Genomic DNA, 26,469 nt, shown 5'->3' with positions numbered 1-26,469 from the left:
GCAACTAACATCATTAGTATCATCAATGACCTTCCCAGGCAAGAGAAGAATAAGCGCCTGATGATTCCTATTAGCCATGAGGAACTAGAAGCAGCGCATAGCTTTGCTAGTTCCATTGGGGTATCTACTAGCTATCTAGTTAGGCAGTTACTTAAGACTGCCATTGAGTCTCAGGATTTACCCAAGAGTTCTAACTAATCAAACCAAAATCCCCCTAGTAGTTAGCGCTACTAAGGGGACTATCAACAAACTAAAACTCTCTACCATGATTATAACACATATTGCGATCAATGGTGCTAGTAGAAATACTAATCACTTTAAGGATTCTTTCAGCGATAGCCTAGCCTGTGGTAACTCATGGGAATACTCCCTAGTTGAGTACCTTAAGACTCAGGGGTTAGACAAGGTTTACCAAGTAGACCAATATGTACCCTTCAGGGCAGCCTACTACAACTACAACTTTAAAACAGACCCGAATAACTGGAGAGGCAGAAAGCAATCTGAGTTACCCCAGGGTTTAACCGCCAAGTACCAAAGGGATATAAGAGTTATCCACAGGGGTAAGGGTTATAACATAGAGGTTAAGACAAAATCGGGTATCTTTGGAAACCATAACATATTAGTAGGCGGTATTGCAACCAGATGGGAGCGCTATAAGTTCCCGGTACATTTTATAGTTGCCATTGATCGCACCACAGGAGAAGCTAGGATAACTGAGGCAGATAGATTAACTAGAGAAACTAGCTGGTTAAGAGTTAAGGCTCAAGAGTTATCCTATGCAGTCCCCAGGCATTTATTCAGACCCTTAAATACTTGGCTAGATTTTCTTAAAGCCTCATAGTTATCATGCAGGGTTAAGTTGGGTAATCAATGAGTCCCATGAGTCCTATTAGCGATCGCGCTCTAGGAACTTGGCTAGATTCTAGGAACTTCAGCGATCGCATTCCCAGCATAGTGGCTCAATATCACCTTGGGGCTATTGCCTACAAGCTTGGCTACTTGGGGAATAGTGACACCTTTCTCTAGCATCATTGTGATGAATGTATGCCTAGCATTGTAGGGGTATCTGTAAGAGCCTAGATCGCCATCCTTTAGTAGTTGGGGTAGTATTCCCTTGTAAGTTTTCTTGCCTACCTTGCAACCTTTCCAGACTTGGTTAGTAAACTTGCTGTTATTTATGGGTAGCCCTGTAGGAGTCATAAAGACAAGATCCAATGGTTTAGTATCTGTAGGCTTAATACTCATCAAGAGCGATCGCAAGTCAGCATTTATGGGGAACCTTCTGACTACCCCCGTCTTGGTAGACTTCCTAAGCTTAAGGCTACTACTGTAGCTCTCAGCAAATGTAATATAACTGAAGTCATTGCTGATATGCTGCCATTGTAATGCGATCGCTTCCCCAGTTCTACAACCAGTTAAAAATAGAAACTTAACAAAGCTGTAGTAATGGCAGTGGTGGGGATGGGCTTGGAATGCTGCTAATATTGCATCTCTTTCAGCCCCGCTAAAAGGATCAATACTGTGGCTACTCTTGGGTAGCTTGATGTCAGTAGCCATTTCAGCAAAAGGGTTCACTTCGATCAGCCCAGACTTAACAGCCCACTTACCACAAGCTGATAGTAAGGTTAGCAGCCTTTTAGCTGTATCGGGGCTAGTAGTGGCTACTAAAGTATCCCTAATGGCTACTGCCTTATTTAGCTCTTGGGGTAGCCTAGCAATGTGGTTAGCATACTTTTTAAGGTAATCTCGCTGATAAGTAGTGACAGCCAACTGCGATCGCTTGTACTCGCAATATTGCACCCAAAGCTGACTTAGTGTTATTGCTTTAGCTGGCACTGCTACCAAGTCATTTAGAGTGATCACTAGGGGTATCGCTTTGAACTGGTTGTAGTAGCCTGGGATAGTTTCAGCTATCTTACCAGTGCTAATATCTGCCTCGATCTGCCAAGCTAGACTCTGAAGCCTTTTAAAGTTCTCTGAGGTGTTGTCAAGCCTAGTTGAGATATATCTCTGGCTACCAATGGCTACCGCTCTGGGTAGTCTAAGCCTTAGTTTATTGCCCTTTACCTCTATGCCTACTGTACCTGATGACTGCTTTGTAGTTGATGTCATTTGACTGAGGATCTTGTGAGATCCTCAGTTCAGCCCGGTAGCCATTGGGTAGCCAAATAGTCGGTAGCCACCCTAGTAGCCACTCTATTGGTATGGTAAAACAAGGCGGCACCCGGATTTGAACCGGGGGTGGAGGTTTTGCAGACCTCTGCCTTACCACTTGGCTATGCCGCCATACCCATAAGTTCCTATATTACCACTAAAATATCTGCAACCTGAATTTAATTTACTACTGCTAACGGGAGATTTGTCTGGTGATGGTACGCCTGAATCCGATGAAAATCTCCAAAACCTGCTGAGTCCACTACAAATACCCACTTACTAGCTACCAGTAAATCATGACTGGGCGATCGCAATGGATGAAATCTTAAATCTGGGGATGGTTCCTTGGCATAAGTCTTTTAAGCATGGTAGGAGTTTGTCAATCAAGAATCTAACAAAGTCCAGAAGTAGCCATCTGGCGCAACAAAGGAGAAACTCATCTCGCCAAACTCATTACTAATGATGTTTGTAACTTTTTTTGCAGTACTTGCTTTGATGCGATCGCAATACTCCTGTATTCCCTTCACACGGTAGGTATATAATGACATTCCTAAGCTACCTGGTTGGGCTGCCTCAAAGCGCGATTCTAAATTAATAGATTCTGGGAATCGAATGATATAAAGTCTGCCACTGCGTGCAGCCATCAAATCAGACTTGGAAGAACGGGGGTCATCAAAGGTAGTGACAATAAACTTTTCACCAGGATTAAGATCAAAAATATCTTGACCTGCTGGCGAAGATTCATCGCTAGTTTCAATATCATCACGCACACGCAGCAAACCCAAAACTTCTTCATAAAATTTCAGGTTTTCTTTGCTATCATCTTGAACGATGATTCCCATGTGAGTAAACTGACTAGTTTTAAATGCAGCATTTTGGTTAACTTGTCCGTAATGCGGCAGTGTATAGCCAAACCGTTGAAATAGAACCTGTCGAGCTAAGGGTTGCAATAGCAGCATTTCTCGTACACCAACGGCTTGCTCAATAAAAGGACGGCTTTTTCTCTCTTTGTTGTAGATAACTTCCCAATAAGGGTTGGTGTACCTAATAGGCAAACCTGCTGCTTTTGCATCCTCAACATGATTTAAGATATTTAAAACATCTGCCGTTAAGGTTGTCGCCCAGCGATTTCCCTTGACTTTCATCGACTCTATTCCTAAACCCTGATGCGTGGGATTTTGCCAAACCATCAGCCGAATTAAACCATGATCTGCATTTTGGTGATAGAGGCGGATTGAGCGTAAAGATGAATTCACTCCATATAGTTGATGGGCTGCATCTGCGGTTAATTCACCCACTTGACCAATGCAATAGCCAAATTGCTCCCAATACTGAATTGCATAGATTGGCTCCGGGATGCCAATACACACTTCATAGATACCTTCAATTGCAGTTTGTTGTTTGTGAGTCATAAGACGAGAGACGCGATTAATCGCGTTTGTACAGGAGTAAGAGTAGCGCTCTCAAGGTGAATTTTTTATTCATTACTAGCTCAGAACTCAGAAGTTGAGCCTTTGAGGTCGGAAGTTTCAAAAATCTAAAAGCAATACCTTGGGTTAAGATCCCCCCGCCTTCTTTTACCCCTTTTTTAAGGAGGTAAAAGAAGGGGTATTAGCCCCCCTTTTTAAGGGGGGTTGGGGGGATCTCCGAACACCAAATATTACTAACCTAAGCGTATTGATTCTAAAAGAACAAGTGAAGATTTTGTTTGAACGAATATGAAATTCAAGCTACATATCACCTTGACAGGGCTAGAGTTAGGAGTTGGGAGTTGGAAATTTTTACTCAAAAATATCTAACAAAGAATCCGAAAAGCAATAACTTTAATTTGTAGCTTATCATGTACCTACAAAGGTAAGATCCACCCAAATCTAGAGTTATTCTGCCTGCCCAAACACTCTTTGTATTGCACATAATCAAGAACCGCCATAAAGTTTTTTAACAGGAGTTAAGCTATGACGCAGCGATTGACTCAAGAACAATTAGCACAGATAGTCACAGAAGTAGGAGGGCTACAAGTGCGGCGGGACGCGGAACTAGACCAACAGCAGGTTAGAGAAATTTTACAAGAGTTGAATTTACCGCCAGAGTTACTAGGTGAAGCGCTGATTCAGTTAAATCGTCGTCAAGCATTGGAGGTGCAACAACGCCGGAATCGATGGATTGCTTCGGGAGTGGTGGCAGTTGTATTGGTGGCGATCGCATCTACAATATTTTTTATCCAGCAACAGAATGGTGTTTCTAGTAAGGAATAATTAACGTATGAATTTGCTGCGGCTGAGAATGCATCACTTAATCGAGCAGTTAGCCGATGAAGATTTGCAAGACATTTGGAATGTTCTTGAAGCTTTACATTGTGACTTTTATATGCTGAAAGCTATACAACAAGTGAAGCGATCGCAGCAACCGTGGGATATCTTAACCCATGAAGAAGCGGTACGACTGTTGATGTTTTTCTGATTCAGCAGTGCTTTTAGTAGCCCTCAAGTTTTGGTTAAGGTAAGCCTAGTGACTCTGGAAATACGCTATGCAAGGTCTTTTTTGCTAGACCTGAAAAATTTAGAACCTGCTGCCTACGAGCGGGTGTATGATTTTGTCTTTATTGAGTTAGCCCAAAAATGGCAGCTGAGTGATTTAAAAGAACTGCGACAGCTTGACAGTGAAGGCATTTTTCACCGCTTTACCCTCGATAATTATCTGATTGGTATAGAAATTAGAGGTGAAATTGTCAAATTTTTGCGTGTCATCCCTATGCCAGATGTTTAAGCTCAGAGTTAAGCGAACACTTAAAACTGTAAATTGTATAAGGCTAGGCAGGGATCGCCATAACCATACACTAAACTGGTTTTTGAAATAACACTTTATTTGAGATTTCCCTATGGATGCTAGGGCACTTTGGCAACGATACCAAAACTGGTTATATTTCCACGAGGGATTGGGACTGTACTTAGACGTGAGTCGGATACAGTTCGATGATGCCTTCGTGGATTCGTTGCAGCCGAAGTTTGACAAAGCGTTTGCGGATATGGCTCAACTGGAGAAGGGTGCGATCGCAAATCCCGATGAGAACCGCATGGTTGGACACTACTGGCTGCGAAATCCTGATTTAGCGCCAACTCCAGAACTTACACAAGAAATTGTCCAAACCCTAGAACAAATCGAAGCTTTTGCGGAAAAAGTCCAAACAGGTGCTATTCATCCTCCGAGAGCAAGCCGCTTCACGGATATTATCTCCATTGGCATTGGTGGTTCCGCCCTCGGTCCCCAATTCGTCGCTGAAGCCCTTGTTCCTGATTTCCCGCCCCTGAAACTTCACTTTATCGATAACAACGATCCAGCAGGTATTGATCGCGTTCTCAATCACGTCCGAAACAGCCTCGCCAGCACTTTGGTATTGGTGATCTCCAAATCTGGGGCAACACCGGAACCTCGCAACGGCATGATTGAAGTTAAAAAAGCCTACGCCGGACACAATTTGGAATTTGCCCAGTATGCGGTAGCTATTACTAGCGTTGATAGCAACCTCGATCAGCTCGCCAAAGATGAAGGCTGGCTAGCCAGGTTTCCCATGTATGACTGGGTGGGAGGACGCACCTCAGAAATGTCTGCTGTGGGGCTAGTACCAGCCACATTGCAAGGCATTGATGTTCGCGCCATGTTGGAGGGCGCAAAAGAAATGGATGACGCTACCCGCGTCCCAGATGTCAAAAATAACCCAGCAGCCTTACTCGCCTTATCTTGGTACTTTGCTGGCAATGGACGCGGCGAAAAAGATATGGTTGTCTTACCTTACAAAGACAGCTTATTTTTATTCAGTCGCTATTTGCAACAGCTGGTGATGGAATCCTTGGGCAAAGAAAAAGACTTAGACGGTAAAACTGTCCATCAAGGCATCGCTGTTTATGGCAACAAAGGCTCAACAGATCAACACGCTTACGTCCAGCAGTTACGCGATGGTGTAGCGAATTTCTTTGCTACCTTCATCGAAGTGTTGGAAGATCGTCAAGGCCCATCTGCTGAAATAGATCCGGGAGTTACATCAGGCGATTATCTTTCCGGTTTTCTCCAAGGAACCCGACAAGCGCTTTATGAAAATCACCGTGATTCAATTACAGTGACGATTCCGCAAGTCAACCCTCGAACTGTGGGGGCATTAATTGCTTTGTATGAACGCGCTGTTGGTTTCTATGCTAGCTTGATCAACGTCAACGCCTACCATCAACCAGGCGTAGAAGCTGGCAAAAAAGCTGCCGCCACCATTCTCGACTTGCAAACACGAGTGGTAGCAGTGCTACAAAAAGAAAAAACTCCTCTTTCTCTTGACGAACTCGCTTCTAAGGCAGGCGCATCAGAGCAAGTTGAGGCAATTTACAAGATTTTGCGTCATATCCATGCCAATCAGCGAGGTGTGGTTTTACAAGGTGATCTTCAGAAACCCAGTAGTTTGAAAGTTTCTGCTAGCTGATAGCTTTAGCTTGAAAATTACATTTTGTCCATAATTGTTGTATCGGCAATAATTTTTTACTGTGAAGCATTCTAGATAGGAAGTATATCTTCAGTCTAGGATGCTTCACTGTTATGTATTCAAGTTGCAACCTGAAAATGTCCACGTATTTTACCCCACCACCACGGTAACCGATAATAGTGAGATGAAAAGCCAGTTGAACTAGCCCTTTGCTGTTGGAGCGATCGTTTAAAAGACTTAATTCCTGTACACTAAGAATCTGGCAGGGGTTTTGCTCGTTATCAGCTTTGTGATCCAATAATTTAGATAATGTCTATTCTTTGAAAATCTCCCCAACCTCCTTTTAAAAGAGGGTTGGAGGGATTAAGTCTTAACTCAACCTGATTCCTTTATGAGGAATAACTATCCATTGGTAGACAAGAACAAACAAAATTTCTATCACCAAAGGCTGCATCAATACGACCAACAGCCGGCCAGAATTTATGCTCACGAGTCCAAGGCGCAGGGTAAGCAGCTTGTTCACGAGAATAAGAATGCTGCCATTCTCCAGCGATCAGACTTTCGGCAGTGTGGGGTGCGTTCTTCAAGACATTATCTTGGGTATCCACCTTACCTAATTCAATTTCGGCAATTTCTTGGCGAATAGAAATCAAGGCATCACAGAAACGATCCAACTCTTGTTTAGATTCACTTTCTGTCGGTTCCACCATGATTGTACCCGCTACAGGCCAGGAGACAGTCGGCGCGTGGAAACCATAATCTATAAGACGTTTGGCAACATCATCGATTTCGATCGCAGCTGATTTTTTGAGCGATGGCGAAGCGCCTCGCAAGCTACGCAAATCTAAAATACACTCATGGGCAACTAGACCATTTTTACCTTTATACAAAACCGGATAGTACGATTCCAGTTTCTTGGCCATGTAGTTAGCGTTGAGAATTGCCACCTTAGTTGCTTGGGTTAAACCAGCTGCACCCATCATTGCAATGTACATCCAAGAAATCACCAAGATACTAGCACTACCCCAAGGCGCAGCAGCAACAGCACCAATATTAGAGTGCTGAGTGCTAAGTGCTGTTAGCGGATAGCTAGGGTTTAGCCCGTGCTGAGTTGAGTTGTTGATAGTGACAACAGGGTGTCCAGGAAGAAAAGGGACAAGATGAGAAGCGACACCAATCGGCCCCATACCAGGGCCACCGCCACCATGAGGAATACAAAAGGTTTTGTGCAGATTTAAGTGACAGACATCCGCGCCAATATCCCCAGGACGGCAAATTCCCACTTGGGCGTTCATATTTGCCCCATCCATGTAAACTTGTCCACCATGACTATGGACAACAGCGCAGATTTCCTGAATTGGCTCCTCAAAAACGCCATGAGTCGAGGGATATGTCACCATTAAGGCAGCAAGTTCATTACTATGTTTTTCTGCCTTAGCCTTCAGGTCATCAACGTCAATATTACCTTGTGAATCACAGACAACAGCCACCACCTTCATCCCGCACATTACCGCACTCGCTGGGTTTGTTCCATGTGCCGAAGTGGGAATCAAACAAACATTGCGATGTCCTTCTCCACGATTTTGGTGATATTGGCGAATTACTAAAAGTCCGGCGTATTCGCCCTGAGAACCAGCATTTGGTTGCAGAGAAATACCAGCAAACCCGGTAATTTCAGCTAACCATTCCTCAAGTTGCCTAAACAGGATTTGATAACCTTGCGTTTGCGATGCCGGGGCAAATGGATGAATCCTGCCAAATTCCTCCCAACTTACCGGAATCATCTCAGCTGTCGCATTCAACTTCATTGTGCAAGATCCCAAAGGAATCATTGATGTAGTTAGCGACAAGTCCTTGCTTTCTAGCTTGTGCAGATAGCGCAACAACTCAGTTTCTGAGTGATAGCGGTTAAAGACTGGGTGGGTGAGATATGTACTTGTACGCGAGAGGGAGAGATGGGGAAGAGAGGGAGAAGTTAATTCTTCTAGGGTAAAAGGTAAATCATCTGTACCAGCGAAAATCTGCCAGAGGTCGATTAAGTCTTCTGGCGTAGTTGTTTCATCCAGCGAGATCCCAACAGCAGTCGCATCAAAAACCCGCAGGTTAATTTGAAGTTGTTCGCTAGCTGCCAGAATATCTTCTAAATTCTGTGTTCCCAGTTCTACTCGCAGCGTATCAAAGAAAGATTCTGAAACAATGTTGCAACCCAAACGCTTCAGTCCTTGTGCCAGTAAGACTGTTAGGGAATGGATGTTTTCAGCAATTTGCTTTAGTCCATCTGGCCCATGATAGACGGCGTACATACTCGCCATTACCGCCAGTAGCACCTGTGCCGTACAGATATTACTCGTAGCTTTTTCGCGGCGGATATGCTGTTCACGGGTTTGCAAGGCGAGACGTAATGCAGGCTTACCTTGGGCATCTTTTGATACTCCCACAATTCGCCCTGGAACCAGCCGCTTATACTCTTCCTTCGTAGCAAAGTATGCCGCATGAGGCCCCCCAAACCCCAAGGGAATACCGAAGCGCTGGGTGCTACCGACAGCAATATCAGCACCAAATTCCCCAGGTGGGGTTAGCAAAGTTAAGCTTAAGGGATCTGCTGCTACCGTCACCAATGCACCCTTAGCATGGGCTTTTTCTATAAAAGCGCGGTAGTCGTAAATGGTCCCATCACTTGCGGGGTATTGCAGAACAGCCCCAAAAATTGGTTGATCAAAATCAAATGTTTGATGATTGCCAACAATAATCTTAATCCCTAATGGTTTAGCCCGTGTTTGTAACACGTCGATAGTTTGGGGATGGCAGTCACCAGAAACGAAATAGGCATTTGCCTGATTTTTACAAACACCATAGCTTAGGCTCATCGCTTCGGCTGCTGCTGTGGCTTCATCAAGTAACGAGGCATTGGCAATTTCCAAACCTGTTAGGTCGATAATTAGGGTTTGAAAATTTAGCAGCGCTTCTAGTCGCCCTTGGGCAATTTCTGGCTGATAAGGAGTGTAGGCAGTATACCAACCGGGATTTTCTAGGATGTTACGCCCAATCACAGGTGGGGTAATAGTGTCGTAATATCCCATACCGATGTATGAGCGGAAAACCTGATTTTTGGCAGCAATTTTTTTTAATAATGCCAGTGCTGCATACTCACTTTTTGCTTCTGGTAACTTTAGCGGTTGTCTTAGCCGAATTGCCTGCGGTACTGTTTGGTCGATTAGGGCATCTAAGCTGCCAAATTCCAAAACCTTAAGCATTTGCTGAATGTCATCGGAGTTAGGGCCAATGTGTCTTGGCGCAAAACTACTTAACTTCTGACTTCTTTCGTCCAGCACTTGCTGATCATTAAACTTGACAATAGGAGCGTGCTGTACCACAAATTACTCTCCAGATAGTACTATTTAATATTTTGCAATAAATACTCATGATAAGTAGGTGTAACTTCTCAGTTCATCTAAATTTCATGACTTATCTTCGGGCGGAGTGGCAAGAGGCAGGGGAGAAAGTCTTTTCCCTCTGCCCCTTTGCCTCTTCCCTACTCCCCTTCTACTTGGGCGCGATATTCATCCGCAGTCAAGGCATCATTTACTTCATCGGGGTCATTGACACGTACTTTCAAAAACCATCCCTCACCGTAAGGATCATCTGTTACTTGCTCGGGAGATTCAATTAAGGCTTCATTGCGTTCTATAACTGTTCCTGTTACTGGTGAATTCAGTTCTTCCACGGCTTTCACTGATTCAATTGTGCCAAAGTTTTCTCCCCTGGTAAGAGCGTCGCCAATTTCTGGCAGTTCCAAAAAGACGATATCACCCAATTCATGTACGGCAAATTCGGTAATGCCAATGGTGGCAATTTCACCATCTAGTCGCACGTATTCATGAGAATCCAAGTATCTGAAATCTTGAGGATATTCAAAGGACATATCACTTCCTCTCCCTTATCAAAAAAATTATTGTCTCAAAAGTCATCCAAGCCATATTTGGTAATGAACCTTACTGTAGATTGAGTAACTCACAACACATTATTCCTCAAAACTTCGGCGCTTATCAGTTGGCGACACGATTTTTTGACCTATAGAAGGGACGTTTAACCACAACTGCTGGATAAGCTTTGCCGCGAATTTCGACTTCTACCTGCTGAGTGACAGTTGCTAACTGGGTGGGAACGTAGGCTAAGGCAATGGGATAACCAAGTGTGGGCGACATAGTGCCACTGGTAACTTCTCCCACAATTTTACCTGCTGATAACACTTGATAGCCGTGACGAGCAATGTTGCGTCCTTGTGTTTGCAAACCTACCAATCGGCGCTGCACTCCAGCAGTTTTTTGCTGTTCCAAAACCGTCCGACCAATAAAATCGCCTTTGGTATCTAAATGAACTAGCCAGCCCAAACCTGCTTCTAATGGTGTAGTGGTGTCATCGATATCTTGGCCATAAAGTGCCATTGCTGCTTCTAGCCGCAGGGTATCTCTGGCACCGAGTCCACAGGGGACAACACCAGCATTATGGAGACTTCGCCACAATTCTATCCCTACATCAGGATCTACCATCACCTCAAAGCCATCTTCTCCGGTGTAACCTGTGCGGGCTATGAAGGCAGGTTTACCCAGTAGTGTTGCTTTTAAATGTCCGAAGGCTTTGATTGGTTGTAAGTCTTGTTGCACCAAGGGTTGAAGATATTTAATCGCTTTTGGGCCTTGCACGGCAATTAAGACTTTATCTGGGGAAATATCTTGAAATTGCACTTTATCCAGGTCAAGGTGTTGCAATAGCCATGCTTTATCTTTACCACAGGTTGCCGCATTGACTATGATAAATGCTCTCTGTGTACCACTGGTATCTTCACCTTGATAATAAACTATGATGTCGTCAATAATTCCCGCTTGAGGATTTAACAATACGGTGTATTGAGCTTGACCAGGTTGCAACCGACTCAAGTCTGAAGGCACTAGAGGCTGGAGCTGGGAAATCAGGTTTTTACCTTGGAGGGTAAATTTGCCCATGTGGGAAATATCGAACATTCCGGCTGTATTTCTTACAGCCTCGTGTTCGCGGCTAATGCCACTAAATTGCACGGGCATTTCCCAGCCGCCAAAGCTGGTAAGGCGGGCTTTGAGTTCTACACCCAATTTATATAAAGGGGTTCGCGCCAGGGATTGGGCGTTGTCTTCTTGATTAGCCACAGGTAATTATTTTGCGATCGCACCTCAACATCTATCATCCTACGAGATGCTTTCTGGTTTTATAGACTTGTGTATCGAATTGGGGCATTTGTCATTTCTCCCCCTGCTTCCCCCACTCCCCACTCCCTTATCTCCCCTTCTGTGAGGTTTAATAGTTAATGGTGGAAGTGTTGAGATTTGTTAAGAAGACATTATGAAATATTGCCAATTGTTAGCTAGCTTTGTCTTAGCTATGGTTCTTTTTTTGTTTCCCCTATCGGCGCAAGCCGCCAGTTCTTCCAGTATCACCCGTTCTGTGGGTAATGATCAACTTAAGGGCAAGGATTACTCTGGTCAAAGTTTAATTGGCACTGAGTTTACTAATCTCAAATTAGAGAATGCTAATTTTAGTAATACCGACTTACGTGGTGTCGTGTTTAACGGTACTTTATTGGATGGTGTAAATCTGCATGGTGCTGATTTTAGTGAAGGCATAGCCTATCTAACAAGGTTTAAGGATGCTGATTTAAGTGATGCTGTGTTAACCGATGCAATGATGCTGCGTTCTACTTTTGATGAGGTGGATACCACAGGTGCTGATTTTACAAATGCAATTTTAGATGGGATAGAAGTGAAAAAACTCTGTGTTAAAGCAAGTGGTGTGAATTCTAAAACTGGTGTGGATACTCGCAAGTCTTTAGGATGTAAGTAAACCCTTTCCCCTTTTCTTCGCTGATGGAGAGGGGATATTATTTTAAAATAATTCGTAATTCGTAATTATCTATAATACCGTGGTGTGCCTGGACAATTGCTTGCGCGATCGCTAATCCTAAGTAATTGATCCAACGCGCCCAGAAAGATGGTTTTGCACCGAGTCAGAAGCGATCGCTTCCCACCGTAGGCATTGCTTCTCACCGATAACCTCTTAACTATGTCTTTACCGACAACTTGACGATCTAATGTTATGCGGCGTTGATTATGCTGATTCTAGATGAGTGACCGGAATTTGTTCGGTTCTTTCAGGGGGTTTCGCTCCAGTTGCAATCTAATTTTGTAAGAGTCAGGACTGCTGTGTATTATGAAATTATAAAACGGAGGTGGAAGATTGATTGATGGAGTTAGTCAGTCAGGAGCATATTGAAATTTCTTCTGATGTACGGAGTGGAAAGCCCCGCATTGTCGGTACTCGCACTGCTGTAGAAGATGTGGCAGTGATGCATTTAAAGCTAGGATATTCCTCGGTAGAGATTGTCGGTAAGTATGACCTGTCACTAGCACGTTATGGAATTGATGTCACAACAACCAATGATGTATAATTACGTGCTTAAAAGGTAAAAAATATGACAATTACAACCAACTTAAAACAACTCTATGAAAATGATGAAAATTTATGGTTAGAAGAAACCATTGAATTATTAAAACAAAAACAGTTTAACCAACTTGATTTAGAAAACTTAATTGAGGAATTAATCAGTTTGGGGAAAAGAGATTTAGCTAAAGTCAAAAGTCTTTTAAGACAAATTATTATTCATTTATTATTACTTCAATATTGGCAGATAGAATATGAAAGGAATTATCGTCATTGGATTGGAGAAATTAAAACCTTTAGATATGATTTAAATAATCATCTAACCACGAATTTAATAAATAAGTTACAGGATGATTTAGAAAATATTTATCAAAGTGCGGTTTATTTTGTGCAAGTTAAAACTGATTTAACGATTTTTGCAGAAAAATGCCCTTACACTTTTGCACAATTATTGGATGACAATTATTTGCCTTAAATATACCATTTTTATCTAAATTTTTGTGCAATCCAAATCGCACTGAAAATCTATGCTGCAAATTAGCTATGTCTACGACGGGCTAGGCCTATGCAATGTCACAAATAGTCACAATAATCATGTCAATTTTTCCGATGTAACCCACATTCCGCAGATATTGAAGCAGATTAAATAATTATGAATTGTAAGATTACAAAGCCTGAAAGGATTACCAGATAATCATTTCAGGCTATTTATTTGTAAAATAATAAGCGTGAGTAGAGAAAGAGAAAAAACATGAAAGAGTCAAAAGAAGCCATGCAAATCCTAAATATAGACCATTTAGGAATAGTAGCAGGAATAATAGACGAAATGGAATTAGTAGAAGAAGTGAATAAAATAGTAGGAATAAAAACAAAAGAAACCCTAACACCAGGACAAGTAATGAAAGCAATGATATTGAATGGATTAGGCTTTTTAAGCGCCCCATTATACCTATTTGGGGAATTTTTTGTAGGAAAAGCAACAGAACATTTAATAGGAGAAGGGGTATTAGCAGAAAATTTAAATGACGACAAACTAGGAAGAGAACTAGACAAATATTATCAAGTAGGAACAACAAAAATATTTACAACAGTAGCCATAAAAGCAGCCCATAAATTCCAAGTAGAAATGCATAGTATCCATTTAGATGGGACTTCAATGAGTGTAGAAGGAGAGTACAAAAAAGAAACCGAAGAAATAGAACAAACAGAACAAGAAATAGAAGGAAATAAATTAGAAAGAGAGACCGAGATGAAAGCAATAGAAATAGTCCACGGATACTCAAGAGATAAAAGACCAGACCTGAAACAATTTATCATAGACATGATAGTAACAGGAGATGGAGATGTCCCATTATATTTAAAAGTAGACTCAGGAAACGTAGATGATAAAAGTGTATTTGTATAAAGATTAAAAGAATTTAAAAAGCAATGGACATTTGAGGGAATATGTGTAGCGGATAGTGCCTTGTATACAGCAGATAACTTAGCAGCAATGAGAGAATTAAAATGGATAACAAGAGTACCATTAAGTATCAAATCAGCACAAAATAAAATCTTAGATATAAAAGAGTCAGAATGGAAAGATAGTCAAAAATTAGGCTATAAAATAGCTGAGAAAGAATCAGAATATGCAGGCATAAAACAAAGATGGATAATCGTCGAAAGTGAATTAAGAAAAAAATCAAGTATCCAACAAGTAGAGAAACAAGTCAAAAAACAGGAATCAAAAGCAAAAGCCGCACTCAGCAAACTATCCAGGCAAGAGTTTGCTTGTCAGCCAGATGCTAAAATAGCAATAAAAAAGCTATCAAACTCCTGGAAATATCACCAAATAAAAGAAATTGAATACATCGAGAAACCAGAATATAAAACAGTAGGTAGACCAAATAAATTGACCCAACCGAATCAAATAAAATATCAAGTTAAAGGTCAAATAGAAACAAGAGAAGAAGCAATAGAAACTGAAAGAATTAAAGCAGGGAGATTTATATTAGCAACAAATGTATTAGATAAAAATGAATTGAGTGATGAGCAGGTATTAGAAGAATACAAAGCCCAACAATCCAATGAGAGAGGATTTAGGTTTTTGAAAGATCCATTGTTTTTTACATCAAGCGTATTTGTTAAAATCCCTGAAAGAGTAGAAGCAATAGCAATGATAATGGGATTGTGTTTGTTAGTTTATAACCTCGCACAAAGAAAGTTAAGACAAGAATTAGCTAAATTTGATGATGGGATTAGAAATCAAGTCAATAAAATCACAAGTAAACCGACAATGAGGTGGGTATTTCAGATGTTTCAGGCTGTACATTTGGTAATTATAAATGGACAGAAACAAATGAGCAATTTAACAGAGGAACGTGAAAAGATTGTTAGATATTTAGCGCAAAGTGGGTGCGTCACGGTTTCCGTGCGCCCAACTTTGCAAGACGGAAAGAGTTGTAGTAAATATTATCTAATTACTTGATGTGGTTTATTTGACTGAAAAGATGTAGATAAGTTCTCGATAAAATTAATAAATAGAAGTTTTTAGCGAAGATGGAAATATTATTGGCTGTAATTGTCATGTTTATTTTATCCGAAATGACTACTTTGATTGAGCAAGAGAATCTATTTTAAAAACTTGTGGAGTTATCTTACTTAATAAGCTCTATTTGTTGGCAAATAAAGTTAAACTCAACCAGAAAAATTAGGTAGATAAAATTTTCCTGGCTGGAATTTTTCAAAAATATCAATAATCTGAGTCACATCTGCGGAATGTGGGATGTAACCAACTAAAGACTTCATTAACAGAGAGTGTCAAATTCAAATGTTTTAACACTGGTAATATATCTTTTCCTGCTAACAAATCTGGTAAAGAATTAGGCTGATAAACTAAAATACAGCGTTCACTTGGATCAATCAACCATCCTAGCTGACTGCCATTTCTCAAACAGTGTAAAATATTGCCAGTTACTTTAGTTTGACTTTGAGCCGAGGAAAGAATTTCTATTACCCAATCGGGTGCAAAATCAATACCACTGCTAATAATCTCACCGTTTTCATCCAGTGGGAGTTGATTGGTAGAAATAACAACCACATCAGGAACTACTGAACGATTACCGCAGGTACAACGCAATTCAGGAAAAGCCTCGTAGTTACTTCCCAACTCATCAATTACTGCAACTAAACGTTTTTGCAATAAGCTGTGTTTACCCCCTCCCATTGGTTTCTGAATTGCCTCTTTATTAATATATTCCCAAGCTGGTGACTCATCAATGCATGGAAGTTTTAAGAACTCCTCTAGAGCCGTGGTTTCCGAAACTGTAATTTTTTCTTGAGTCAACTCAATATTTTTCATAATTCGATTACAAGCAAAAACGGGTCAGCTTTTGGAACAAGTAGCATCTTGAGATTTAGAATCTAACCTTATGCTGACTTTTCCCGTTAAGTCTCTTTTGCAAGCTGCCAGCCTTTACAAAGGTCGTGCAATTTTAACCAGCCTCGCCACAGTACCTGGATACCAATAGGGGTTTTATGTCGATGTTCTAAGTAACCCCCTAAACGAGCGATGCCTACGGCGGGCTTCGCCAACGCTTCCACAGCCCAACTAATTGTTAATATATCGGGTAGTTTGGATGATTTAGCTTTCAAAATGCGAAGCTGAAGGGGGTTGAGGATTTCAATTGCCGGGGCTAAAGCCTGGGTACACGTAAAATCGTAGAAGCCATCTCGATATCTGCAACAACTTCTGTGGTGAGCAACATCCATTCTACAGGCGTTTCACCGTCTGGACAATCAACTTCTGTGGCATAAACAGCATATACAGGTAGAGGGTCACGGTTGTCAAAGCGGTAAGGAATACGAAGATTGACGAGACAAAATCGTACAGACAGATTGGCTTTGCGGGCAGAACGCTTGCTCGTTTGAGGTAATTCGATTTCTTGTTCAAAACTGCTAGGTTGTGATTCTAACTTCGACCAAAGACGCTCGCTCTCTTGATCTAAACTACGGTTATGAGCTGCACGAACAAGAACTCCTGTGTGCTGAAGTTGACGAACTTTATCAAAAACTTCTGTGATATCACCTTCTCGGTCGAAAGTATGAACCACTCGTGTATGCTTACTTACAAGGCTTTCTATAATGGTAAGTGCCTCTACCCACCTGTAAGATTCAATACTTCAAACGGACGTTTTCGCGCTTCAATTCTTGCTGTTGCTTGTCGTTTTTTCTTCTTTGCTGGTGTTTCATTTTTGGGTGGCTTTTGTTTTGGCTCTCGATTCCAAAGTTTTTGCCATAACAAACCTATCGATTGGCCATTCATTGGTTCTATAGCTAAAGCACTGTGTAATATTAGACCGTTACCTCCCTTGCCAATTGGGCCATAGCCTTCTTTTTTAGCCACAATACTGCCATAATCAAGAAAAGTAGTGTCTCCAACACACAGCACTACATCTTGTTCTGCAACAGTTTCCGCAATTATTTGACAGTGCGGCTCTATTACCTTGGCAAATTCGACTTTGGGGTTAGAAAAAACTCATAGGCTCTTTTGAGTACGGTTGCTCCACTGAAGATTTCTGACAGTGCCTTACCAAATCCTTGGCTTAAAGCGAAGCTTATTGACATAGCACGCTCATTCAATCGGCGATCTCCCAACTCACAGGTCGCAAAATTTTTCTCCCACCAGTCCAGCATTGTTTGTCTCCTTTAGCACTCGATTTCAATTACTGTATCGTATATGCTGTGCTTTTTCCTAAATCCTTTGTGGACAAGCTTTTCGAGACTTAACGGGAAAAGTCAGATGCTCAATGCACTATTAGAATTGACCATTTTCGTTCATCCTCCGCCACTTACACAAAGGTCTGGTGTCAAATTATATTACAGGAGATACATCTGGTCACTTAATCTTTTATTGCAAGCTAAATCCCTAATTAGATAAGGAAGGGATCTGTAGCTAACAAAATAAAAAGCCCGCTAATGCGGGCTTTCTAATTCAATTAATAAAATTTACTTACCGTTTCGCCAACTTCTTCGACATCTTCCGCAGACGAATTGACTGGGGTGTAACTTCCACCAATTCATCAGCCGCAATGTATTCCAAAGCACGCTCTAGGCTCATGTCTATCGGTGTTTGCAGTTGCACCAATTCGTCGCCACCAGCAGCCCGGTGGTTGGTTAACTGCTTGGTCTTACAGATATTTAGTTCCAAATCTTGGGAACGAGTGTGTTCTCCCACAATCATCCCTCTGTAAACCTTTGTGCCAGGACCAATAAAGAATGCTCCTCTATCTTCGGCATTCCTCATGGCGTAGAAGGTAGAAACGCCTTCTTCAAAGGAGATTAAAACGCCTTTATTACGGGCTTCAATGTCGCCACTTAATGGACGGTAATCTAAAAAGCTGTGATTCATGATCCCTTCGCCACGAGTCATCCGCATGAATTCACCCCGGAAACCAATCAAACCACGGGCGGGTATGACAAACTCTAGTTGGGTGCGATCGCCACTACCGGGCTGCATATCTTGCATTTCGCCTTTGCGTTGTCCCAGGCGTTCAATACAGCTACCCACACCATCGGCAGGAATGTCTAACACCAGAAGTTCAAAGGGTTCGCAAGGTTGACCGTTGACTTCGCGGTAAATTACCTGTGGCTGAGATACCTGAAACTCGAAGCCTTCCCGGCGCATGGTTTCGATTAAGATACCTAAGTGGAGTTCCCCACGACCGGAAACCAGGAATTTATCGGGAGAATCGGTTTCTTCGACACGCAAAGCCACGTTGGTTTCGAGTTCGCGGAATAGGCGATCGCGTATTTGACGGGAAGTCACCAACTTACCTTCTTGACCAGCAAAGGGCGAATCATTCACCCAGAAGGCCATTTGCAAGGTTGGTTCATCTACTTTAATTAGTGGTAAAGCTAGTGGTTCATTGGGGTCAGTAATCGTTTCCCCAATATAAGCATCAGCGAAACCAGCCACCGCGACAATATAACCTGCGGTTGCTTCTTCCATGTCTATCCGCTTCAGCCCTTCAAACCCCATCAACTTGGTAATTTTACCCTTGACAATAGTGCCATCTTCTGTAATTAAAGCTGCTTGTTGTCCTGAGCGGATCGTACCGTTGTGAATTCTGCCAATGACAATCCGTCCCAGATATTCTGAATAATCCAGGGTTGTAACTTGCAATTGCAGAGGCTTAGTGCTGTCGCCGACTGGAGGTGGAACGTGTTTCAGAATGGCATTAAACAGGGGTTGCATATCTACCGATTCTGCTTCCAAGCTTTCTTTAGCAAAACCTGCCATACCGGAGGCAAACAGATAGGTAAAATCACACTGGTCTTCATCTGCCCCTAATTCCAAGAACAGATCCAATACTTTATCAACAGCAATGTGGGGGTCAACTTGACCACGGTCGATTTTGTTGATGACAACGATGGGGCGTAGCCCTTTTTCCAAAGCTTTTTTCAGGACAAAGCGCGTTTGGGGCATGGGGCCTTCGTTGGCATCGACAATTAGAAGACATCCGTCAACCATGCCGAGTACCCGTTCAACTTCGCCACCAAAGTCAGCGTGTCCAGGAGTATCAACAATATTGATTAGCGTTTCTTTGTAGCGAACTGCTGTATTTTTGGACAGGATAGTAATACCCCGTTCCCGTTCTAGGGCGTTGGAGTCCATGACGCAATCCGGAACCTCTTCGCCTTCGCGGAAAATGCCGGATTGTTTGAGGAGTGCGTCAACCAGCGTGGTTTTGCCGTGGTCAACGTGGGCGATAATGGCGACGTTGCGAATTGGGAGCGTCATAGAAGCTTTTGGTGAACTCTAGAGGGGGTTTTGAGATTTACATTTAAATGCTAGGCTGTTTTAACAGAATTAGGTAGGATCAGCAAACTCTGTAAAGAACCTTTAACAATTCTAGCGTAATCGTCACAATTGCGAGGAGTTTTATAAACCCCAAAATAAGGATATCTGGTAATTTAAGGCGTTAGTGAGATCAGAAAAAAGCTTTTGTTATAAACAGGCGTTGGTTTAAAGGCGGTATTGCTTGTGAGAATTCCGGTTGATTCGGAGAGAGGAATGAGTAGTGAGATGCTTTGGTGGCTAGTGCGATCGCATACCCTGTAATAGTAGGGTGGATTTTGTTTGTAATGCCCATCCTACACGCACCATTAGGAAGGTACGCACACATATTGCAGAAGATATAGACAAGCTCAATGAACGATACTTTTTCATCTCTTAAATTAACTTTGAAATTTTTAATTATTAATTGCACCCCTGACCAAAATTACTGTACTTTCTACCCCAGAGGCGATCGCTTCAGGAATATTACCTTGAATCGCCTGCTGCAACAATCCCTCACGCGAAGCTCCCAAAACTACAACATCGTAACCTTCGGTTTTCACTAGGTTAATCACACCTTCTGCAACTGAATCAGCTTGGACTGGCAGAGCAACTATAGTACTGGACAATTTGCGACGCCGCATCAACTGACGGATGGCTTGTTCTGAAATTGTCATGTCTGGCTTTAATTCAGATGGCTTAAATACCTGTGCAAGGCGAATTTGTGGATCATTTCCTAATGTTATTAAAGCTGGGAGCAATTTAATCGCCAGGGGGGAATTGGGGCCACCAGCCATTGGGACTAGCCAACGGTTGAAAGAGTGGGGAGTGAGCTTGCCGTGAGCGTAGCCGAACGGGAGTGCTGTGTTCTGAGTAGTGCCTAATTTTACTAATACTACTTCGCAGGTGGCTTGGCGAATTACGGTGTCTACAACATCGCCAAAAATCCGACCAGGAGTAGAAGTGCTACCTTTCCATCCCATTAGAATTAAATCAGTGTGTTGTTCGTTGATTGTCTCTAAAATTGCCTGGGCGACATCGTGAGTCACTCGAATCTGCGTATGCAAGGAAATTCGCCACTTTTTTGCTAAAACTTCTGCCTGTCGTAGCAAGCGGCGGCTTTTTGCCGTCCTTACCTGTGTTTCCGCTGGGGAACTGTGGCGTGACACCAGCATTACTTGCACACACTCTATTTCATAGTGGCGATCGCGGGCAATAGCTGCTGCCATTTGTAATAAAATACCCGCTGTTTCTGGATTGGCTACGGGCACTAATAATCTACCTCTGCCGATACTGGGCGATCGCGTTTGGTAAACTACATAAGAAGGTTCTGGTCGCAGTTTAGGAGTGCCATTTTTGCAATTGAGATGGTCTGCTTCCGCCCGAATAATATCTGCACGGGTAATAATCCCAATCAGTTTCCGTCCGTCCACTACTGGTAAGCGACTGATTTGATAACGATCAAGTAAATACAGCACATTGCCCAAGGAGTGGATTGGTGTTACTGTCATCGGGACAGGTGTCATAATTTCTTTTAACAAAATATCGGCTAAATTGCGTTCGTGAAACGTGTGCAATGCACTCTCGCGTATCTTCAACAAATCCGATTGGGTCACAATTCCTACTAACCTGCTATCTTCTACCACAGGAAAACCGCGATGATGAGAACGAGCAAAGGCTTGCATTGCTTCTTCTAAGCTGATCTCTGCATCCAGAGTTTCTACTCGTTGTTGCATGACATCTTTTGCGGTTAACTTTGTTAATCCCCCCTCCATCGGAACTTCTTTGGCGAGAATGATCCCGTTTAACTCCAAAAGCTTCTCATAAAGCGAACCAGGCACTACCTTATCCGCAACCAGGTAAGCTGCTACAGAAACAATCATTAAAGGTAGCACCAGATTGAAATCTGTAGTCATCTCAAACACAATCACAATTGCGGTGATTGGCACTTTGGAAACCGCGCTAAAAAATCCCCCCATACCCGCTAGTGCGTAAGTCGTAGGAGAACCAACTCCGGTGATGTATAACGCGCACACCCCAATGATGTGTCCTAAACAAGAACCTAAAATCAGACTGGGAGCGAATAATCCTCCCGGCGCTCCTGAGCCGAATGCTACCAATGTTAGGATGAACTGGGCCGCAAAAGCGATCGCTGCTACGGAAATATGCGCCCCTCCAGTAATTACATACTCCCGTAATCCCGTATTATCACGAAAAGATGGGGGGAGCATTGCTACTACAACGCCAGAGATAAATCCAGCCAAAGCTACCCGCAAAGGTAAGCTAATATGTAATCTTCGATAAAATTTAATACTAAATATTAACCCACGATTAAATAATGCACCCAGCAACCCGGCCAAGATTCCCAATAGTATAAAAAAGGGAATTTCTGGAATAGAGAATTGGCTGGAGGATTGTGTCAATTGCTGATTAAGATCCAGACTGCCACCACCTAAAAGCCTGGATATCACCCCACCAATAAAGGAGGCGATAATCGCAGTTCCCAGGGTCAGTCCTGATAAATCCTGGAGTAACTCCTCCACGATAAATAATACACCCGCGATCGGAGCATTGAAAGCCGCTGCCAAACCCGCACCCGCACCTGCTGCAATCATTTGCCGCCGATGATCTGGAGAAGTGGGAACCAAGCGACTCATCCCTGCTGCTAAACCTGCCCCCACATGGACGGTGGGGCCTTGTCGTCCCAGAGTTATACCCGAACCGATGGCGATGATCGCACTGAGTAACTTCACACCTGCCACACGCCAAGATAATGTCATCGGCACATTAGCAAGAGTTGCTTTTACTTGCGGAATACCGCTCCCAGAAGCCTCTGGTGCCAACCTTTGTACCAACCATCCAGCCAAAAACCCAAAGCTAAGACCAATTGCCGGTAGTGCCAGCCATGCAGGTAAAAGGTCGGTACTATGGACTCGCCAAGTCCCCAGCCATCCCGATCCCACCTTCAAGAACACCGCAGATAGAGCAGCAACCAGACCGATAATACAAGCTTCAGCGATCGCTAAACCTCTTCTAGGCTGCCACCAGGAGCGAAAGCGCTGATTTAGAACAGGAAGAGACATAATTTTTGGGCATTTCCCTACTTTATTTAATTACTTCTCCCCGTAGTGGATAGCCCTTCTACTATCAGAGATGGAGTATAACAAGAACCATTCCAATCAGCATCGCCGCCCAATGTAACCAATTGTTTGAGGGCTGTGTAGACATTACCTGCAACCATCGTATCCTTAACGCGCCCAATTACGTGACCATTCTGCACGCGGTAGCCTAAATCAACGTTGATCGAAAAATCTCCAGAAATACTGCCGCCACTACCCAGCATTTGATCCACAATCAAGCCATCATCTAATTGTTGAATCAGGTCTAGTAGGGATGCCGAACCTGGCTGGATCAGAAAATTAAATAACTCAGGGGTAGGATAACTGCCTAAACCAGGGCGAAAACCATTTCCGGTGGTATCAGTACCCAGATCGCGGCCAGTAGTGCGATCGCTATAAAAATGCTGTAAAGTCCCGTTTTGGATAAATACTAAAGATTGAGTAGGAGTGCCTTCATCATCAAAGGGGCAACTGTAAGGGCCGGCTTGCGGATCTTGGTAGAGAGTAAGGCTGGATGCCATTACCGGATAACCCAGGCGTTCTGCCCAAGGAGAGGCGACTTCTAAGACTTGCTTGCCATTCAAAGCTGCTTGCACAGTACCCCAAAGCATATCGGCGGCTTTAGAAGTAAATAAAATTGGGACGCGCCCAGTCGGAGACGAGACATTTTCTCTTGCCCAAATCAACCGCTGTAAAATTTGGTTAGCTAATTTCTGGGGGTAGAGTTTGCTTCGCTTCGTTTGACCATCGGAAACACTCAAAAAATCATCGCCGCGCACCCATTCTGCTGAAATGTAGCAGCTGAGAGTAGTGTCGGTGTAGTGACAATCTAAACCTTTGGTGTTGACTAATCTGGTGGTTTCAACATCACATTCCCAGTCACTATTACACACAACATCTGGATAAACATCGCGGATTAGTGCGATCGCTTCTTTGCCCCAGTCTACCAAAACTTCTATCGGCACACTTTCCCCCAAGTCTGGGTAGGATGGCTGAAAGTTAGAGCCTAATTCTACTGTTTCTGGCTGATTAAGTTGACTTAGTGCGAGAGCTTTTTCCACCATCACTTGGGCTGGGACAGAACCGTAAGCCACCGTAAGTCCTGGTCGCCCATTTTGCCAAAGCCGCAGTGCTGTGCCTTCAGATTGGCTGGTTTCTAGCTGCTTGAGTCGGTTTGCCTCAAAAAACACTGGACGAGAAAGCGATCGCGACTCATATACCTCAGCCGCTTCTGCTCCAGATTTTATGGCTAGTTCCAGCAGCTGTTCTGCTAGTGTATCTTGTGACAAATTTTCAGAACCCATGACCCTTAGTGAATTGTGGATTTTGAACCGCATATCAACGCTGAAAGGGAAAGTGCGATCGTCAAAAGCCGACGATCAGACTTTCCGCTAATGAACGCAGATAACTATCCAAAAATCATCAACGTTTCTTTACAGTTACGATTTGAAACCGCAGATCAACACTGATGGACGCAGTTAATTATCCCAAATCATTGTCATGTCTCAACGGATCTAGTCATTTGTCATTAGTCATTTGTCATTCTCCCCCACTCCCCACTCCCCATTTTCAAAGATTAACCTCTTGCAACAGCCAAAAACCAGCAAAAGATTCTGCCTTAGGATCAGACTGCACACCGATAAAATGCACTCCGTTAACTTTTTGCTTGGCTTCCTCAAAACCTTTGGCTTCTGCTAAGATTTGAGGTTTTTTAATATTTGCTACAACCCAGCTTTCAGTAACACCAGTTTCTAAAACCAATCTCGCCTCTTCGCTAGTGTCAAATCTTAAGAAAGCCAACTCCAAACCAGACATCCAGCCAGCCAAGGGCAACGCTCTCGGTGAGAAAATCAAAACACCAGGAATCCGGGCTTCGGGTGAAACTTCTGCCAACTCTAGGGGGAAAGCTTCACCAAAGCCAATTTCCCACTCGGACATTTCCATCAAATCCGCAGCATCTAAGGTAACAAATACCCACTGCTGTCCTTCCAAAGCATCTGGTAAACGTTGCGGCAAAGGCTTCTCCAAGCGGACTGAGGGATTAGTCACCCCTTGATACCCTGGTTCTTGAGAATACACTTCCTCCATCCGCTCTTCTAACCATTGGTTGAGAACCAAGGTGCGGCGGCTAGGCTGGGCGGGAATGCCCAAGTCTTCGCAAGCTTTAGTAATCATGTTGTTCATTTGGCGACGGAAAAAGCGAATTTTAATTGGTGCTTTTCCAGCTTGGTTAATAGCCTCCTGCAACGCTGTCCGCAACCAGCCCGAATTTACTTGGTTACTGGGGCAATATTGAGCATAGCGAAACAAAGAATCTGCTTTTGTACTGATATCTAAGGGACTTTCGCAGACCAAAACTTCCCAAATTTTTTTCTGATTATCGTCCAAAATCGGACGAGAGTAAAAATCGATTTCCCAAATACTGCCCATGTTTTACGGTAAAAATCTGGCTGTTATGTTTTCTTGATATGTTGATCATACGAGTGTTAGGGCAGCATTAGGCATTAAGATGAACGGAGTTATGAAGTGGATGAATGGAGTTCCGAGGTGGATTAATGGAGTTCTAACTCTTCCCTATCCCTCTTATCCCTTATCGTTTGAGCAGAACATAGGAAGTTTTTGGAGTAATAGGTTTTGCGATGACTGGGGAATTCATCAGGCGATCGCTCTTGGAGAGGTTTATTGTCTCTATAAATTATGAAAAATTTTCAACAAGTGGTTAAAGACGAGTTGATTTTGAGATTGCTAGGTATAGTCCTATTCCAAACCTTTTTTATGATCAAAATACCAGTTTGTATCAACACCTAAAATACGCTCAATTTCTTTAATGAAAGCAAATCTATCACGCCCTAGAATCTGGCGATCGCAATGCCTGCCATCGATCGAGTTGGTGCATGGTTTTTGCAAAAGCCATTCATTGCCCCGCCATTTTCACGAAGAACTGGAACTCGGCATCAGGCAGGGTGACGGCTGGCAGTTTAACTACCGTGGCACTATGTATAGTGTTCCATCTAATACCTTGGTGGTGACACAACCTGGAGAAGCACATTATGCTGATTCTAGAAGCGATCTAGACTGCACTTTTCGAGGGCTACGGGTAGGTATAGATTTACTTCAACAAGTTGCAACAGAAGTGGCAGGACGCAAAACAGCGCTGCCATCTTTTCCGATACCTCTAGTCTATGACAGCGACCTTAATACACAAATTGTTCAAGTTCATCAAGCCCTAGAACAATCCATTTCTGGGCTTGAACAACAAACATTGATCCTGGATTTTTTAGCACAATTAATTTTGCGCTGTGCAGAAAATCCGCCAAGACAAGCAAAGTTAGGGGAAGAACGTCAGCCCGTCGAGCGCATCCGGGCATATCTAGAAGACCATTACGATCAAGAGATATCGTTAGAGCAATTAGCACAGATTGCGAACTTGAGTTCCTTTCATC

At 43.0% G+C, this 26,469-nt stretch carries 22 protein-coding genes, 1 tRNA gene and 3 pseudogenes; 12 read left to right on the top strand and 14 right to left on the bottom strand.

The window, feature by feature from the left end; genetic code table 11:
- A partial coding sequence (locus tag ACEW80_RS31625; protein WP_373530402.1) for a hypothetical protein occupies positions 1 to 198 on the top strand: 198 nt, incomplete at its 5' end.
- Between the two features lie 67 nt (positions 199 to 265).
- Positions 266 to 841, top strand: coding sequence for a hypothetical protein (locus ACEW80_RS31620; RefSeq protein WP_373530401.1), 576 nt, complete (start codon positions 266 to 268; stop codon positions 839 to 841).
- 74 nt (positions 842 to 915) lie between these two features.
- On the opposite strand, the gene xerC is transcribed toward ACEW80_RS31620, so the two are convergent.
- Both xerC and ACEW80_RS31610 read right to left on the bottom strand, forming a co-directional pair.
- On the bottom strand, positions 916 to 2,112 hold the full coding sequence (gene xerC / locus ACEW80_RS31615) for a tyrosine recombinase XerC (RefSeq protein ID WP_373530400.1): 1,197 nt from the start codon (positions 2,110 to 2,112) through the stop codon (positions 916 to 918).
- Between the two features lie 103 nt (positions 2,113 to 2,215).
- Positions 2,216 to 2,286: transfer RNA gene (locus ACEW80_RS31610), tRNA-Cys, on the bottom strand.
- Positions 2,287 to 2,311: 25 nt separating this feature from the next.
- Between ACEW80_RS31610 and ACEW80_RS31605 the strand changes: the two are divergent.
- Positions 2,312 to 2,524, top strand: a pseudogene (locus ACEW80_RS31605) (phosphodiesterase); the annotation flags it as partial.
- A 13-nt stretch (positions 2,525 to 2,537) separates the two neighbouring features.
- Here the strand turns inward: ACEW80_RS31605 and ACEW80_RS31600 are convergent.
- On the bottom strand, positions 2,538 to 3,566 hold the full coding sequence (locus ACEW80_RS31600) for a VOC family protein (RefSeq protein WP_373530399.1): 1,029 nt from the start codon (positions 3,564 to 3,566) through the stop codon (positions 2,538 to 2,540).
- Between the two features lie 543 nt (positions 3,567 to 4,109).
- Here ACEW80_RS31600 and ACEW80_RS31595 point away from each other — a divergent pair.
- From ACEW80_RS31595 to ACEW80_RS31580, 4 genes are all read left to right on the top strand, one after another.
- Complete coding sequence (locus tag ACEW80_RS31595; RefSeq protein WP_373530398.1) at positions 4,110 to 4,409, top strand: hypothetical protein; 300 nt, start codon at positions 4,110 to 4,112, stop codon at positions 4,407 to 4,409.
- A gap of 7 nt (positions 4,410 to 4,416) precedes the next feature.
- Entirely contained in the window at positions 4,417 to 4,614 is a 198-nt protein-coding gene (locus tag ACEW80_RS31590) for a hypothetical protein (RefSeq protein ID WP_094332765.1), read from the top strand.
- A 48-nt stretch (positions 4,615 to 4,662) separates the two neighbouring features.
- The gene (locus ACEW80_RS31585; protein WP_373530397.1) at positions 4,663 to 4,920 is read left to right on the top strand and encodes a cytotoxic translational repressor of toxin-antitoxin stability system; all 258 of its coding nucleotides are present in this window, start codon (positions 4,663 to 4,665) and stop codon (positions 4,918 to 4,920) included.
- Positions 4,921 to 5,032: 112 nt separating this feature from the next.
- Positions 5,033 to 6,619 carry a glucose-6-phosphate isomerase gene (locus ACEW80_RS31580; protein ID WP_373530396.1) on the top strand — a complete coding sequence of 529 codons (1,587 nt, stop codon included), beginning with the start codon at positions 5,033 to 5,035 and terminating at the stop codon, positions 6,617 to 6,619.
- A gap of 389 nt (positions 6,620 to 7,008) precedes the next feature.
- Here the strand turns inward: ACEW80_RS31580 and gcvP are convergent, their stop codons facing one another.
- From gcvP to gcvT, 3 genes are all read right to left on the bottom strand, one after another.
- Complete coding sequence (gene gcvP / locus ACEW80_RS31575) at positions 7,009 to 9,993, bottom strand: aminomethyl-transferring glycine dehydrogenase (RefSeq protein ID WP_373530395.1); 2,985 nt, start codon at positions 9,991 to 9,993, stop codon at positions 7,009 to 7,011.
- Positions 9,994 to 10,151: 158 nt separating this feature from the next.
- Positions 10,152 to 10,541: a glycine cleavage system protein GcvH gene (gene gcvH, locus ACEW80_RS31570; protein ID WP_373530394.1), complete on the bottom strand. Its 390-nt coding sequence runs from the start codon at positions 10,539 to 10,541 to the stop codon at positions 10,152 to 10,154.
- A gap of 124 nt (positions 10,542 to 10,665) precedes the next feature.
- Positions 10,666 to 11,802 (bottom strand): glycine cleavage system aminomethyltransferase GcvT, encoded by a 1,137-nt coding sequence (gene gcvT, locus ACEW80_RS31565; protein ID WP_373530393.1) that lies wholly within the window; start codon positions 11,800 to 11,802, stop codon positions 10,666 to 10,668.
- Between the two features lie 193 nt (positions 11,803 to 11,995).
- On the opposite strand from gcvT, the gene ACEW80_RS31560 reads away from it, so the two are divergent.
- The 4 genes and pseudogenes from ACEW80_RS31560 to ACEW80_RS31545 all read left to right on the top strand — a co-directional run bounded on the left by ACEW80_RS31560 (position 11,996) and on the right by ACEW80_RS31545 (position 15,557).
- Positions 11,996 to 12,493, top strand: a complete 498-nt coding sequence (locus tag ACEW80_RS31560; protein ID WP_373530392.1) for a pentapeptide repeat-containing protein — start codon at positions 11,996 to 11,998, stop codon at positions 12,491 to 12,493.
- A gap of 400 nt (positions 12,494 to 12,893) precedes the next feature.
- Positions 12,894 to 13,097 carry a DUF433 domain-containing protein gene (locus tag ACEW80_RS31555; RefSeq protein WP_373530391.1) on the top strand — a complete coding sequence of 68 codons (204 nt, stop codon included), beginning with the start codon at positions 12,894 to 12,896 and terminating at the stop codon, positions 13,095 to 13,097.
- 24 nt (positions 13,098 to 13,121) lie between these two features.
- Positions 13,122 to 13,565: a DUF29 domain-containing protein gene (locus ACEW80_RS31550; protein WP_373530390.1), complete on the top strand. Its 444-nt coding sequence runs from the start codon at positions 13,122 to 13,124 to the stop codon at positions 13,563 to 13,565.
- Between the two features lie 276 nt (positions 13,566 to 13,841).
- Positions 13,842 to 15,557, top strand: a pseudogene (locus ACEW80_RS31545) (IS1634 family transposase).
- A 264-nt stretch (positions 15,558 to 15,821) separates the two neighbouring features.
- Here the strand turns inward: ACEW80_RS31545 and ACEW80_RS31540 are convergent.
- The 8 genes and pseudogenes from ACEW80_RS31540 to ACEW80_RS31505 all read right to left on the bottom strand — a co-directional run bounded on the left by ACEW80_RS31540 (position 15,822) and on the right by ACEW80_RS31505 (position 25,456).
- A complete protein-coding gene (locus tag ACEW80_RS31540) occupies positions 15,822 to 16,430 on the bottom strand; it encodes a Uma2 family endonuclease (RefSeq protein ID WP_373530389.1) in 609 nt (202 codons plus the stop codon).
- 86 nt (positions 16,431 to 16,516) lie between these two features.
- Positions 16,517 to 17,570, bottom strand: a pseudogene (locus tag ACEW80_RS31535) (IS4 family transposase).
- Positions 17,570 to 17,764 carry a transposase DNA-binding-containing protein gene (locus ACEW80_RS31530; protein WP_373530388.1) on the bottom strand — a complete coding sequence of 65 codons (195 nt, stop codon included), beginning with the start codon at positions 17,762 to 17,764 and terminating at the stop codon, positions 17,570 to 17,572. The pseudogene ACEW80_RS31535 and the gene ACEW80_RS31530 overlap by 1 nt, the downstream one beginning before the upstream one ends.
- 316 nt (positions 17,765 to 18,080) lie before the next feature.
- Positions 18,081 to 19,871 carry a translational GTPase TypA gene (gene typA / locus ACEW80_RS31525; protein ID WP_373530387.1) on the bottom strand — a complete coding sequence of 597 codons (1,791 nt, stop codon included), beginning with the start codon at positions 19,869 to 19,871 and terminating at the stop codon, positions 18,081 to 18,083.
- A 190-nt stretch (positions 19,872 to 20,061) separates the two neighbouring features.
- Positions 20,062 to 20,223 (bottom strand): hypothetical protein, encoded by a 162-nt coding sequence (locus tag ACEW80_RS31520; RefSeq protein ID WP_373530386.1) that lies wholly within the window; start codon positions 20,221 to 20,223, stop codon positions 20,062 to 20,064.
- A 100-nt stretch (positions 20,224 to 20,323) separates the two neighbouring features.
- Positions 20,324 to 22,990: a chloride channel protein gene (locus tag ACEW80_RS31515; RefSeq protein WP_373530385.1), complete on the bottom strand. Its 2,667-nt coding sequence runs from the start codon at positions 22,988 to 22,990 to the stop codon at positions 20,324 to 20,326.
- Between the two features lie 26 nt (positions 22,991 to 23,016).
- Positions 23,017 to 24,330 carry a TldD/PmbA family protein gene (locus ACEW80_RS31510; protein WP_373530384.1) on the bottom strand — a complete coding sequence of 438 codons (1,314 nt, stop codon included), beginning with the start codon at positions 24,328 to 24,330 and terminating at the stop codon, positions 23,017 to 23,019.
- Positions 24,331 to 24,595: 265 nt separating this feature from the next.
- Positions 24,596 to 25,456, bottom strand: a complete 861-nt coding sequence (locus tag ACEW80_RS31505; RefSeq protein ID WP_373530383.1) for a Tab2/Atab2 family RNA-binding protein — start codon at positions 25,454 to 25,456, stop codon at positions 24,596 to 24,598.
- Positions 25,457 to 25,853: 397 nt separating this feature from the next.
- Here ACEW80_RS31505 and ACEW80_RS31500 point away from each other — a divergent pair.
- Positions 25,854 to 26,469 (top strand): AraC family ligand binding domain-containing protein (locus ACEW80_RS31500; protein ID WP_373530382.1); only part of this gene is annotated, 616 nt, incomplete at its 3' end.

Source organism: Nostoc sp., assembly GCF_041747015.1.
Taxonomy (GTDB): Bacteria; Cyanobacteriota; Cyanobacteriia; order Cyanobacteriales; family Nostocaceae; genus Nostoc.
Note: the sequence above shows the minus strand (reverse complement) of the source record. Positions and strands in the feature narration are given on the sequence as shown.